12 protein-coding genes are annotated in these 13,368 nt (G+C 71.0%); 9 read left to right on the forward strand and 3 right to left on the reverse strand.

What is annotated here, in order from left to right:
• The first annotated feature begins 84 nt into the window (after positions 1-84).
• The 4 genes from EES43_RS20115 (at position 85) to EES43_RS20130 (ending at position 3,950) form a co-directional block, all read left to right on the forward strand.
• On the forward strand, positions 85-750 hold the full coding sequence (locus EES43_RS20115) for a M48 metallopeptidase family protein (protein ID WP_124269994.1): 666 nt from the start codon (positions 85-87) through the stop codon (positions 748-750).
• A 130-nt stretch (positions 751-880) separates the two neighbouring features.
• Positions 881-2,485, forward strand: coding sequence for a TerD family protein (locus EES43_RS20120; protein WP_124269995.1), 1,605 nt, complete (start codon positions 881-883; stop codon positions 2,483-2,485).
• A gap of 11 nt (positions 2,486-2,496) precedes the next feature.
• A complete protein-coding gene (locus EES43_RS20125) occupies positions 2,497-3,177 on the forward strand; it encodes an AIM24 family protein (protein WP_124269996.1) in 681 nt (226 codons plus the stop codon).
• A gap of 17 nt (positions 3,178-3,194) precedes the next feature.
• Positions 3,195-3,950 (forward strand): AIM24 family protein, encoded by a 756-nt coding sequence (locus tag EES43_RS20130; RefSeq protein ID WP_124269997.1) that lies wholly within the window; start codon positions 3,195-3,197, stop codon positions 3,948-3,950.
• A gap of 144 nt (positions 3,951-4,094) precedes the next feature.
• Here EES43_RS20130 and EES43_RS20135 read toward each other — a convergent pair whose 3' ends face one another.
• Entirely contained in the window at positions 4,095-4,652 is a 558-nt protein-coding gene (locus EES43_RS20135) for an NUDIX hydrolase (RefSeq protein ID WP_124269998.1), read from the reverse strand.
• A complete protein-coding gene (locus EES43_RS20140) occupies positions 4,649-6,160 on the reverse strand; it encodes a zinc-dependent metalloprotease (protein WP_124269999.1) in 1,512 nt (503 codons plus the stop codon). Before EES43_RS20140 ends, EES43_RS20135 begins: the two co-directional genes overlap by 4 nt.
• Positions 6,161-6,350: 190 nt before the next feature.
• Between EES43_RS20140 and EES43_RS20145 the strand changes: the two genes are divergently transcribed.
• From EES43_RS20145 to EES43_RS20155, 4 genes are all read left to right on the forward strand, one after another.
• The gene (locus EES43_RS20145) at positions 6,351-7,493 is read left to right on the forward strand and encodes an SDR family oxidoreductase (RefSeq protein WP_124270000.1); all 1,143 of its coding nucleotides are present in this window, start codon (positions 6,351-6,353) and stop codon (positions 7,491-7,493) included.
• A 96-nt stretch (positions 7,494-7,589) separates the two neighbouring features.
• Positions 7,590-8,051 (forward strand): molybdenum cofactor biosynthesis protein MoaE, encoded by a 462-nt coding sequence (locus EES43_RS20150; RefSeq protein ID WP_124270001.1) that lies wholly within the window; start codon positions 7,590-7,592, stop codon positions 8,049-8,051.
• Between the two features lie 128 nt (positions 8,052-8,179).
• Positions 8,180-8,350 (forward strand): hypothetical protein, encoded by a 171-nt coding sequence (locus tag EES43_RS30720; protein ID WP_164493208.1) that lies wholly within the window; start codon positions 8,180-8,182, stop codon positions 8,348-8,350.
• Between the two features lie 101 nt (positions 8,351-8,451).
• Positions 8,452-9,558, forward strand: a complete 1,107-nt coding sequence (locus EES43_RS20155; protein WP_124270002.1) for a YlbL family protein — start codon at positions 8,452-8,454, stop codon at positions 9,556-9,558.
• Positions 9,559-9,612: 54 nt separating this feature from the next.
• On the opposite strand, the gene EES43_RS20160 is transcribed toward EES43_RS20155, so the two are convergent.
• On the reverse strand, positions 9,613-10,182 hold the full coding sequence (locus EES43_RS20160; RefSeq protein WP_241192482.1) for a PPA1309 family protein: 570 nt from the start codon (positions 10,180-10,182) through the stop codon (positions 9,613-9,615).
• Between the two features lie 127 nt (positions 10,183-10,309).
• Between EES43_RS20160 and EES43_RS20165 the strand changes: the two genes are divergently transcribed.
• Positions 10,310-13,327 (forward strand): UPF0182 family membrane protein, encoded by a 3,018-nt coding sequence (locus EES43_RS20165; protein WP_124272074.1) that lies wholly within the window; start codon positions 10,310-10,312, stop codon positions 13,325-13,327.
• Positions 13,328-13,368: the final 41 nt, after the last annotated feature.

Consider the following 13,368-nt stretch of genomic DNA (forward strand, 5'->3'; position numbering starts at 1 on the left):
CAGAGTGGTGCCATTAGTCGTATGAATCGTCGGCAGGGTTGCGGAGGTGCGACTTCCGCCGCGGACAGCGGGTAACGTCGAGACGTGCCCGCCGACCCGTCATCCCGTTTCGCCGGGGAGCCCCGCGCGCTCGGCGCCGGAAGCCATCGGTCCGGTGCGTCCGCCCGTCCGCCCGGCTCTCCGGCGGCTCCGCCCGGCCCGCCCGTGGCTCCGCCCGGCTCCCCGGCGGCGCGCGAGGTCGAGGTCCGCCGCAGCACCCGCCGCCGCAGTACGGTCTCCGCCTACCGTGAGGGCGACCGCACGATCGTGCTCATTCCCGCCCGGATGTCGGAGGCGGAGGAGCGTCGCTGGGTCCGCGTGATGCTCGACAAGCTCGCGGCGCAGGAAGGCAGACGCGTTCTCGGCGACAGCGGCCTGGTGGAGCGGGCCGAGCGCCTGTCCGCCCAGTATTTCGACGGCCGCGCCCGCCCGGTGTCGGTGCGCTGGGTGACCAACCAGAACACCCGGTGGGGTTCGTGCACCCCCGCCGAGGGCAGCATCAGGCTGTCGCACCGGCTCCAGGGGTTGCCGGAGTACGTCGTCGACTACGTCCTTCTGCACGAGCTGGCGCACCTGCTCGTCCCCGGGCACGGGCCGGAGTTCTGGCGGCTGTTGGAGGCGTACCCGCGCACCGAGCGGGCCCGCGGCTTCCTGGAGGGGGTGGTGGCCGCCGACCAGCTGCCCCGCCGGCCGGCCGCCCGGGAGGAGTAGGAGCGGGCGCGGACGGCACGTCACTTTCGGTGATTCTGTACCGGGTGTGTACCGGCTTGGCCCGATGCCGTCGTTTGCCGTTAGCCTGACGCGACGCATACACCTTCGGGATGGGGGACGGTCGTTACGCATGGCCAGGGAATTCCAACGCGGCCACAAGGCCAAGATCAGTGATCTCACGCCAGGGACCGATCTGTACGTAGGTGTACAGATCGCCGCCCCCGGACTGACCTTCGACATCAGCTGCTTCGGCCTCGACGCCGACGAGCAACTGTCGGACGACCGGTATTTCATCTTCTTCAACCAGCCGAAATCGCCGGAGGAGTCCGTTCAGCTCCTCGGCGCGCAGTCCGGCGACACCGAATCCTTCCGCGTCACGCTCGACCGTGTTCCGGCCGGTATCCACAAGCTGTCCTTCACCGCGACACTCGACGGCCCGGGGGAGATGTCGCAGATCGGCCCCGGGTACATCCGGATCGTCGCGGGCGGCGAGGAGGTGGTCAGGTACGCCTTCACCGGCTCGGAGTTCACCACCGAGCGCGCCGTCATGCTCGGCGACTTCTACCTCAAGGACGTCTGGCGCTTCGCCGCGGTCGGCCAGGGATTCGACGGCGGCCTCGACGCCCTCCTGAAGAACTTCGGCGGCGAGGTCGCCGAGGAGGAGCCGGGGCCCCCGCAGGCCGTCCCGGGTTTCGCCCCGCCGGCACAGACCTCCGCGCCCCCGGCCTTCGCCCCGCCGCCCGCGCCCGCCTTCGACGCGCCGCCCGCACCGGCCCCGCAGCCCCCGCCCGCCTTCGGCGCCCCGCAGGCTCCCGTACCGCAGCAGCCGGGGCATTCCGCGCCCACCATCGCGACGCCGACCGCCCCACCCGCGCCCCAGGCCCCGTCCCCGTACGGTCAGACGCCGCCTTCGTACGGTCAGGCGCAGCCCCAATTCGGCCAAGTGCCCGGTCAGGGCGCACCGCCCGGCGCGCCCTACGGGCAGCCCGCTCCCGCTCCGTACGGGCAGCCCGCCCCCGGCGGGATGCCTCCCGGGGCCTCCCACGGGGTGCCGCAGGGCGTCCCGCCCACCGGCGCCGGTCTCCGGGCGGCCCTCCAGCCGTACAAGGAGACCGCCACCGGACAGCGCTGGACCCCGCAGAACCAGCAGCTCATGCGGGTCGACCTGACCATGGGCGGCGGAGGGGTGCTGGCGCGCCAGGGCAGCATGGTGATGTACCAGGGCAAGGTCGACTTCGGCTACAAGAGCGCCGGTTTCGTCGGCCGTGCCGTGGGCAGCGCCACCGGCCAGGAGATGCAGCTCATGCGCTGCACCGGCCGCGGTCAGGTCTTCCTCGCCGAGGAGGGCGCGCATCTGCATCCCGTCGAACTCCAGGGTGACGCGATCTGTGTCTCCGCCGAGAGCGTCCTCGCCTTCGACGAGTCCCTCCAGTACGAGGTCCGCCGGATCGAAGGCCACGGCATTCCCGGCGGGGCCCTGTTCACCATGCAGTTCCAGGGGACCGGCACGGTGATCGTCAAGACGCACGGCACCCCGGTCGTCCTGCCGGTCACCTCCACCACCTTCGCCGACTGCAACGCGGTAGTCGCCTGGTCGGCCGCCTCCCAGGTGATCATCTCCAGCCAGGTCCGGCTGCGCCGCAACGCCTACCCGGGACACAGCGGCGAGACCGTGAACCTCCAGTTCCGGGGAGCCCCCGGCAACTTCATCGTCGTCCAGCCCTACGAGGTCTGAGGGAGCCCGTCATGAACCAGCAACTCGCGGGCCACGCCCCGACCCCCGTCACCGCCCGCATGGAGAACCACGGCACATCCATGCTCAAGGTCGCCATGGCCACCGGGCAGGACCTCTACGCGCGCACCGGCTCGATGATCGCCTACGAGGGCTTCATCCAGTACGAGCCCAACCCGCCCGCCGTCCGGCAGGCCGCCTCCCAGTGGGTCACCGGTGAGGGCGCGCCCGTCATGAAGTGCTCCGGCGACGGGCTGCTCTACCTCGCCGACTACGGCGCCGACGTCGTCGTCATCAATCTCGACAACGACGCCATCTCCGTCAACGGCACCAACCTCCTCGCCTTCGACGCCCACCTCACCTGGGGCGTCGAGAAGGTCAAGGGGCTCGCCAAGTTCACCGGACAGGGGCTGTGGAACGTCGTCGTCCAGGGCACCGGCTGGGTCGCCATCACCTCCCGGGGCACCCCGGTCGTCGTCGACTGCGGACGCGGCGAGGACGAGACGTACGTCGACCCGGACGCCCTGGTCGCCTGGTCGCCGAACCTCAAGGTGAAGGGCAAGCGCAGCTTCAAGGCCGGCGCGCTGATCGGCCGCGGCAGCGGAGAGGCGTACCAGATGGCCTTCTCCGGCGAGGGCATCGTCGTCGTGCAGCCGAGCGAGGACAGCACGGACCGCCTGCGGATCCGGAACTGAACGGGAGGGAGAACACCATGCAGAGTCCGCTTTTCAGCCACACCGAGCAGCAGACCCAGGAGCGGTACGCGATCCAGAACCCGCAGCTCCTGCGGGTGGCGCTGACCGGGCAGGACGACGTCCTCGCGCGCAAGGGAGCCATGGTCGCCTACCAGGGCCTGATGGACTTCGACGGCGAGTACGAGTCGCACGGCCGGCGGCGGGCCCGCGCGAAGACCGGCGAGGGCCTCGACCTGATGCGGGTCTCCGGCCAGGGCACCGTCTACTTCGCCAACCTCGCCCAGCACATCCACGTCGTCGACGTCGACCGCGACGGCATGACGGTGGACAGCGCGTACGTGCTCGCCCTGGACTCCTCGCTGCACACCGAGGTCATCGCGGTGGACAGCCAGTACGGGATCTCCGGCAGCGGCAAGTACCAGCTGAACATCTCCGGCAGCGGCAAGGTCGCCCTCATGACCTCGGGCCGGCCCCTGATGATGCAGGTCACGCCGGAGAAGTACGTCAATGTCGACGCCGACGCCATCGTCGCCTGGTCCAGCTCCCTGCGGGTGCAGATGCAGGCCCAGACGCACTCCGCGGGCGTCTTCCGGCGGCGGGGCACCACCGGGGAGGGCTGGGAGCTGAGCTTCCTCGGGCAGGGGTTCGCCCTGGTCCAGCCGAGCGAGGTCATGCCGCCGCAGAACGCCCGGCTCGGCCAGGGAGCCGCCGCCCAGTTCGGCATGGGCCAGCAGGGCGCACACGGTCAGAACCAGAACAACGCCTGGAACTGACCGGACTCTCCACGCGAGGAGAAGCGGAAACGAGAGGGGGCCGAGGGGCGGCCCGACAGGAGACCGCCCCTCGGCCCCTTCGTCGACCGGTCGGGGCGGCCGTGGTGCGCCTGCCGCGCACCACGGCTCCTCCGGCCGCCCGTCCTAGCCGCCCGTCGTCGCGCCCAGCCGGGCCCGGGTGCGCTCCAGCAGCCGCACGACCGACGCGTCTGCCACGTCGGCCACCTCCTCGTAGTCGAACCAGCGCAGCTCCAGCGACTCCTCGCTGATGCGCTCCGCCGCGCCGGCCGGGGCGAGCGCGGCGTACTGGACGTCGAGGTGCCAGTGGCAGGGCGCCGGGATGGCGTGCCGGTCCAACCGCACCGGGCCGCCCGGCAGCAGGGCCAGGCCCGTGACGCCGGACTCCTCCGTCGCCTCCCGCAGCGCCGCGGCGGCGAGCGTGGCGTCCTGCGGCTCGCAGTGGCCGCCCATCTGGAGCCATTTGCGCAGCTTCCGGTGCAGCGTCAGCAGCACCTTGCCGCGGGACGGGTCGACCACCAGTGCACTGGCCGTGACGTGCCCGGCCCCGCACGCCTTCCACATGCCGTCGGGATGGGCGGCCAGGTGGTCCAGGTAGCGCCGGCGCAGGTCCGCCTGCTCGCCGTCGGCGTCCGCCGGGGCATAGCCCTTGAGGACGAGAGCGGCCTCGTCGTGCAGGCTCACCGGTCGCGCCCGTCCTGGTCGCCCTTGCCGTCCTCGCCGCCCTTGTCGTCCTCGGCGTCGTTCGCGGGGGCGTCCGTGCCGTCGTCCCCGGCGTCCTCCGTGGTGTCGGTCCGCTCCGGCGCGTCCTGAGCCGCATCCGTGCGCGGGCCGTTCGCCGCCTCGCCGAGCAGCTTGTCCAGCTCGGAGAAGTCCAGCTGCTCGTGGTGCACGAAGCCGTCCGGGTCGTCCAGGTCATGGGCGGTCGGCAGCATGTCCGGGTGCGCCCACAGGGCGTCGCGCCCTTCGAGCCCCCGGGCGTCGGTGAGCGAGGCCCACAGCCGCGAGGCGTCCCGCAGCCGGCGGGGCCGCAGCTGGAGGCCGATGAGCGTGGCGAACGTCTGCTCGGCCGGGCCGCCGGAGGCGCGGCGCCTGCGCATCGTCTCGCGCAGCGCGTCCGCCGAGGTCAGCCGGGACTTCGCGGCCTCGTGGACCACGGCGTCCACCCAGCCCTCCACGAGCGCCAGAGCCGTCTCCAGACGGGCCAGGGACGCCTTCTGCTCGGGCGTGTCCTCGGGCTGGAACATGCCCTGCTGGAGCGCGTCCTGCAACTGCTCGGGGTGCGAGGGGTCGAACTGGCCGACGACGTCCTCCAGCTTGCTGGTGTCGACCTTGATGCCGCGCGCGTACGCCTCGACCGCCCCGAAGAGGTGCGAGCGCAGCCACGGCACATGGGCGAAGAGCCGCTGGTGGGCGGCCTCGCGCAGCGCCAGGTAGAGCCGGACCTCGTCCTGCGGAACGCTCAGGTCCTTGCCGAACTGCGCCACGTTCAGCGGGAGCAGCGCGGCCTTGCCCGCCGGACCCAGCGGCAGCCCGATGTCCGTGGAGCCGACGACCTCACCGGCCAGCACGCCCACGGCCTGCCCGATCTGCTGACCGAACATCGCGCCGCCCATCGACCGCATCATGCCGATCAGGGGGCCCGCCATGGCCTGCATCTCCTCCGGCAGCACATCGCCCATCGCGAGGCCCACCCGCTCGGCCACCGGGTCGACGAGCTGCTGCCAGGCCGGCAGGGACGCCTCGACCCACTCGGCGCGGCTCCACGCCACGGTGGAGACCGAACCGGACGGCATCGACGTCACGCCGTCCAGCCAGAGGTCGGCCAGCCGCAGCGCCTCGTCGACCGCCGTGCGCTCGGACGGGCCGACGCTGGCGTCCTTGGTGCCGTCCGCCGTGCCCTGCGACACCGTCTGGCGGGCGATCTGCTTGGCCATGTCCCAGTTCACGGGACCGCCCTCGTAGCTCAGCATCTGCCCGAGCTGCTGGAAGGCCGCCCCGAGGTCGTTCGGGTTCATCGATCCGAACATCGCGGCGAACGGGTTGTCGCCGCCCGCGCCCGGTCCGAAACCGAACGGGCCGCCGGGCCCGCCCGCGCTCTTCCCACCTTCGGTGGGGTCCTTCTTCTTGCCCTCGTCGCCGTTCTCCGGCTCCTCCGGCGGAAGGCCGAATCCGAATGGGGTGTCACTCACGGGTTTCCTCGGCTCGTAGGGCCGCCGGTTCGAACCGGCGGCGACTGCCCGACATCACCATCCAGCGTAGACACCACGCCCGCATCGGGCCTCGGTGCTCCGCCGACTCCCGGCCTGCGGCAGGATGGACGCCACCTGGTACGTACGCGTCATTCGCGTACGTACTGAAGACAACCGCTGGAGACGCCCGGTGAGTTCCCCAGATCCGCAGGTTCGCGCAGCGCGAAACCTGACCGACCCCTCGCCCGAGAGCACGCCCGAGAAGAAACCTTCCAGGAACCGGGGCCCCGTCGTCGCGGTCACCGGCGCCGCGACCGGCGTCGGTGAGCTGCTGACCGCCCACCTCGTCGCATCCGACGAGGTCAAGGAGGTCGTCGCGATCGACGAGCGGCGCGGTGAGGTCTCCGGGGCGACCTGGCACATCCTGGACGTACGGGATCCGGCCATCGCCGAGAAGCTGCGGGGCGCGGACGTCGTCGTGCACCTGGCGCTCGACCTCGATCTGGAGACCGACCCCGCCGCCCGCTCCGCGTACAACGTACGCGGAACGCAGACCGTACTCACCGCCGCTGCCGCCGCCGGGGTCCACCGGGTCGTGCTGTGCACCTCGGCGATGGTCTACGGCGCGCTGCCCGACAACGACGTGCCGCTCTCCGAGGACGCCGAACTGCGCGCCACCGCGGAGGCCACCGGCGTCGGCGACCTCCTGGAGATCGAACGGCTCGGCCGCCGCGCGCCGCGCGCCCACCCGGGCCTCAACGTCACCGTCGTGCGCCCCGCCGTCCTGGTCGGCGGCACCGACACCGCGCTGACCCGCTACTTCGAGTCGCCGCGCCTCCTGGTCGTCGCCGGATCGCGTCCCACCTGGCAGTTCTGCCACGTCGACGACCTGGTCACGGCCCTGGAGTACGCCGCGCTGGAGAAGATCGACGGCGAGCTGGCGGTCGGCTGCGACGGCTGGCTGGAGCAGGAGGAGGTCGAGGAGCTGAGCGGCGTGCGCCGGATGGAGCTGCCGTCCGCCGTCGCGCTCGGGGCCGCCGCCCGGCTGCACCGCATCGGCCTCACCCCGTCCCCGGCCGGCGACCTGGCCTACACCATGCACCCCTGGGTGGTCAGTGTGAGCAGGCTGCACGACGCGGGATGGCGCCCCCGGTGGACCAACGAGGAGGTCCTCGGGGCGCTGCTCGAAGAGGTGGAGGGCCGCCACACGCTCGCCGGTCGCCGCCTCGGCCGCAAGGACGCCACCGCCGCCGGAGCAGCCGGAGCCACGGTCGCCCTGCTCGGCACCGCCGCACTGGTCCGCCGCGCCCGCAAGGCCCGCCGCAGGTTCTGACCGGCCGCCCGGGTGCAGGAGGCTCCGACCCGGCCGGTCCGCACCCGGTCGAACAGGCGATTCCGCCGTTCGGGGGCCGTACGGCACGATGGAGGCATGCCACACACCCCTGACCACCCCGGCGAGCACGCCGCCGCGGACCCCATCCGGCTGCTGGCGATCCGGGAGACGCCGCTCTCCCTCGACGAGGTCTTCCGGGCGGTCGGGGACGACGCCGCGGGCGGCACCGCCTTCTTCGTGGGCACCGTCCGCGACCACGACCACGGACAGGACGTCGGCGCGCTGGGCTACTCCTGCCATCCCTCCGCAGAGGAGGAGATGCGCCGAGTGGCCGAGAAGGTCGTCGCGGACTTCCCGGTCCGAGCCCTGGCAGCCGTCCACCGAGTGGGTGAACTGGAGGTGGGCGAAACGGCCGTCGTCGTCGCCGTGGCCTGCCCGCACCGGGCCGAGGCGTTCGCGGCCTGCCGCAAGCTCATCGACGACCTCAAGCACGCGGTTCCGATCTGGAAGCACCAGCGTTTCGCGGACGGAACCGAGGAGTGGGTCGGAGCCTGCTGAGCGCAAACCGAACGGAGGCGCATCAGCCCCGATTTGCGTAACCGCCCCCCTGCCGTGAGCGTTGGTGTTCCGGATCGCTAACCTGCTGATCGTCGACCCGCGATCGCTCAAGGGGAAGGGAGGTCGTGATGGCCGCACTCGCTTGGCTGCTGATTCCACTTTTCGCCGCCGTCGGCGCTGCGATATGGGGGAGCTGGGCCGCACGCAACCGCACGACCGGTGACGTCACCGAACTCGCCGGGTACGCGAAGTTCCGTGATGCGATGGAGAAATCGCACTCCGGTTCCGGAGCTCTCTGAGTCCGTCGAACGCCGCGTGACCTCTCTTCCGCCGCGTACCGGACGCTCGTACGGACCGGCCCCGGCGGTGCACTGACAGGCCCTTCCCGTACTGTCGTTCCATGCCACGCCGCACCGCGACGATGCTCGCCTCCACCCTCATCCTCATCGCGCTGCTCTGCGCAGGCGTGCTGATCAAAGTGCCGTATTCGGAGATGTCTCCCGGGCCGACGGTGAACACCCTCGGCGAGGCGCGCGGCGAGCCCGTTCTGCACATCTCCGGTCGCAAGACCTACCCGACCACCGGGCACCTCAACATGACGACCGTCCGCGTCACCGGAGCGGACTACCGGATGAACCTGGTCGAGGCCGTCCACGGCTGGCTGGCCCACGACAGCGTCGTCGTCCCGCACGACACCCTGTATCCGGACGGCAAGACGGAGGAGCAGTCCACGCAGGAGAACGCCGAGGAGTTCAGCGAGTCGCAGCAGAGCGCCAAGGTGGCCGCCCTGCGCGAGCTGAAGATCCCGGTGCCCACGCAGGTCATCGTCTCCACCGTGGTCAAGGACAGCCCCTCCGAGGGGAAGCTGCACGCGGGCGACGTGATCAAGGCCGTCGACGGCACCGCCGTCAAGAAGCCCGAGGACGTCGCCGAGCTGGTCACCCGGCACAAGCCCGGCGAGGACGTCACCTTCACGATCGTCCCGGCCAAGGAGGCCGCCGCGGCCGAGAAGGCCCGCCGCGCGCCCGAAGGCACCCAGAAGATCACCATCACCACCGTGAAGGCTCCCGCCACGGGGCAGGGCGGCGAGGAGAACCGGGCGATCGTCGGCATCAGGGCCGGCTCCGACCCCCGCTTCCCGTTCGAGATCGACATCAAGCTCGCGGACGTCGGCGGACCGAGCGCCGGACTGATGTTCTCGCTGGGCATCATCGACAAGCTCACCCCGGGGAACCTGACCGGAGGCAAGTTCGTGGCCGGGACGGGAACGATCGACGACGCGGGCGTGGTCGGCCCGATCGGCGGGATCAACATGAAGCTGGTCGGCGCGCGCCAGGCCGGCGCGCGCTACTTCCTCACGCCCGACGACAACTGCGCGTCGGCCGCCTCCGACACCCCGAGCGGGCTCACCCTGGTACGGGTCAAGACCATCGAGGACGCGAAGAAGTCCCTGGAGGACATCCGCGCCGGCCGGACCGACGCCCTGCCGAGCTGCTCGGCCGGCTGACCGCGGCGCCCGGAGCCGCCCGCGGGGCTGCTCCGGGCGCGGACGGCCGCCTCCTCAGGACTCGAACGTCGCCGCGAGGGCCTCGGCCAGTCCCGGCACCAGTCCGGCCCCGGTCAGCACCTCGGTGGGGGAGTCCTTCTCGCGCAGCCGTACGGCGGACTCGCGCGCACCGTCCCGCAGCACCGCCACGGTCATCCGGACCTCCTGCCGGTCCGGGTGGGCGGCCACCCACTTCGCCAGCCGCTTGTCGCCCAGCCCCTCGGGCACGGACGCTTCGGCGGACGGGGGCAGCATCAGCCGCTCCACCGTCATCGCGCAGCCGACCACGGCCTCGGGCCAGGCGATGGTGCCGAGGAAGTCGTCCAGCGCGGTGCCGGCGGGCAGCTCGTCCTGCTCGATCGGGGTCAGGGCCGCGACGGAGGACGCGGGGTCGTCCAGGCCCAGCTGAGCGGCGAGGCCGGGCTCCTGGTCCCGCAGCCGGGCGGTGTCGACCAGGGCGAACAGCCGGGCGGGCTGGTCCCAGCCGAGGTTGGAGGCGTAGGCGTCGATTTCGAGGACGGCGACGGTGAGCGGGCTCGCGGCCATCGGAGGTCCTGCGGGGGAAACGTTGGGCATGGGCAACATCCTGCCTCCTTCCGCCCCGGGAACGGGAACTAGGTAAAGCCTCAGTAAGTTGCATAGGTGGGCTCTACGATCGCTGGGCCTGTTACACACGACCGCGAACTTCGAGGTGCGCACGTTGGCTTTCCAGATGCCGGACCGCGGCGGAGGCCCGACCGGGCCACGGATCAGAGTCGGCCGCCCGTCCCGGCGAGCCCGTACCCTGCTCATGACCTTGGGCGTCCTGGCGGTCCTCGCCATGGCGTTCGTCATGTTCGCCGGGTTCTGGACGGACTGGCTCTGGTACCGGTCGGTCGCGTACTCCTCCGTCTTCACCACCACCCTGTGGACCAAGATCGGGCTGTTCCTCGTTTTCGGCTTGCTGATGGCGCTCGCCGTCGGCGTGAACATCTGGCTCGCGCACCGGCTCCGGCCGCCGCTGAGCGCGATGTCGCTGGAGCAGCAGAGCCTGGACCGCTACCGGATGAGCGTCGCCCCGTTCAAGAAGTGGGTGCTGCTCGCCGTCACCGCGCTCGTCGGGCTCATCGCCGGAGCGTCCGCGTCCGGCCAGTGGCGCACCTGGCTGATGTACGTCAACGGCGTGCCGTTCGGGCAGAAGGACCCCCAGTTCAAGCTGGACGTCGCCTTCTACGCCTTCGACCTGCCCTGGTACCGCTTCCTGCTCGGCTTCGGCTTCGCCGCGACCGTGCTCTCGCTGATCGCCGCCGTCCTGACGCACTACCTGTACGGCGGGCTGCGGATCACGAGCCCCGGCGCCCGCGCCACCGCGGCGGCCACCGGCCACCTCTCGGTGCTGCTCGGGATCTTCGTCTCGCTGAAGGCCGTGGCGTACTGGCTCGACCGCTACGGGCTGGCGGTGAAGTCGAGCGACTTCAAGGCCACGGACAACTGGACCGGCCTGCGGTTCGTCGACGCCAACGCCTACCTCCCGGCGAAGACCATCCTGTTCTGCATCGCCGTGATCTGCGCCGTGCTCTTCTTCGCGACGCTGTGGCGCCGCACCTGGCAGCTGCCGGTCATCGGCTTCGGCCTGATGGTGCTCTCGGCGATCCTGATCGGCGGGCTCTACCCGGCGATCGTGCAGAAGTTCCAGGTCCAGCCGAACGAGCAGGCCAAGGAAGCGCCGTTCATCCAGAAGAACATCGACGCCACCCGTGACGCCTACGACATCGACGACGCGCAGGTGGACGACTACGAGGGCCAGGCCACCACGCAGGACGACGCGAAGCTGCGCGCCAGTGCCGGCAGCGCCGCGAGCTACCGCGTGATGGACCCGAACGTCGTCTCCCCGGCCTTCCAGCAGCTCCAGCAGAAGAGGAACTACTACCAGTTCCCCAAGACGCTGGACGTCGACCGCTACAAGGGCGAGGACGGCAAGGAGCAGGACACCGTCATCGGTCTGCGCGAGCTGAACCTCCAGGGCCTGCCCAAGCGGAACTGGATCAACGACCACTTCACGTACACCCACGGCTACGGCGCGATCGCGGCCCGCGGCACCGCCACCGGCACCAATCCGCCCGGCTCCCCGGACTTCACCGAGTCCGGCCTGCCGACCACCGGCGAACTGGGCACGTACGAGCAGCGGATCTACTACGGCGAGAAGACCGAGCAGTACTCCATCGTCGGCGGGCCCCAGAAGGAGCTCGACTACGAGGAGGACGGCGAGAAGACCACCAGCTACAAGGGCGACAGCGGGGTCAGCCTCTCCAACTCGTTCAACCGCGCCGCGTACGCGGTCGCCTTCAGCGAGCCGCAGATCATGTACTCGGGAGCCATCGGCGACGGCTCGCGGATCCTGTACAACCGCACCCCCAAGGAGCGCGTCGAGGCGGTCGCGCCGTGGCTGACCATCGACGGCGACGCCTACCCGGCGGTCGTCGACGGCCGGATCCAGTGGATCGTGGACGCCTACACCACGACCAACGGCTACCCCTACGCCTCCCGGACGACGCTCGGCGACACCACGGCCGACTCGCTGACCACCAACCAGCGCGCGGTCGTCGCCCAGCAGAACCAGGTCAACTACATCCGCAACTCGGTGAAGGCCACCGTCGACGCCTACGACGGCAAGGTCAAGCTCTACGAGTGGGACACCGAGGACCCGGTCCTCAAGACCTGGCGCAAGGCGTTCCCGGGCACGGTGAAGGACCGCGCGGACATTCCGGGGGAGCTGCTGGACCACCTGCGCTACCCGCAGGACCTGTTCAAGGTCCAGCGCGAGCTGCTCACCCGCTACCACGTCGAGGACCCCGCGCAGTTCTACAGCGGCAGCGACGCGTGGCAGGTGCCGGACGACCCGACCAACAAGGAGCCGGGCGCGGTCCCGCCGTACTACCTGAGCATGAAGATGCCCGGTCAGGACGCGCAGAAGTTCTCGCTGACCACCACGTTCACGCCGAGAGGCCGCCCCAACCTGGGGGCCTTCATGGCGGTGGACGCGGACGCGGCCAGCAAGGACTACGGGACGATAAGGCTGCTGAGAGTCACCAGTACGGTGAAGGGGCCCGGCCAGGTGCAGAGCGAGCTCAACGGCAACGACGACGTCGCCGAGTTCGTGAGGAACCTCAAGGGCACCGACTCCGACATCGAGTACGGCAACCTGCTCACCGTGCCGCTCGAAGGCGGATTCCTCTACATCGAGCCCGTCTACACGCGCGGCGGCACCCAGAACTACCCGCTGCTGCGCAAGGTGGCCGCCTCGTACGGGTCGAAGATCGTCTTCGAGAACAGCCTCGCGGAGGCCCTCAACGCCGTCTTCGGGGTGGAGGGCGACTCGTCCACGACCCCGCCCGACACCGATCAGCCGCCGGGCGACACCGACCAGCCGCCGGCCACCGGCAGCGCCGCGCTCAAGAAGGCGATCGCGGACGCGCAGGCGGCGTACACGGCCGGTGAGACGGCCCTCAAGGAGCAGGACTGGTCCGCCTACGGCAAGGCCCAGGACGACCTGCGGGACGCCCTGGAGCGGGCTGCCGCCGCGCAGCCCAAGCCGGGCGCCGAGGGCGAGAGCGCCGACTCCGACAAGCCGTCCGGTTCCGACAAGCCGTCCGGTTCCGACAAGCCGTCCGGTTCCGACGAAGCCGGCGCGAACGACGTGGCGGCCACGAAGCCCGGCGCGGCGGACGGGGGCGGCGACCAGGGCAGCTGAGATGAGGCTCCACCTCGCGTCGTGGTACGGTTTGGACACAA

The organism is Streptomyces sp. ADI96-02 (assembly GCF_003846185.1).
Taxonomy (GTDB): domain Bacteria; phylum Actinomycetota; class Actinomycetes; order Streptomycetales; family Streptomycetaceae; genus Streptomyces.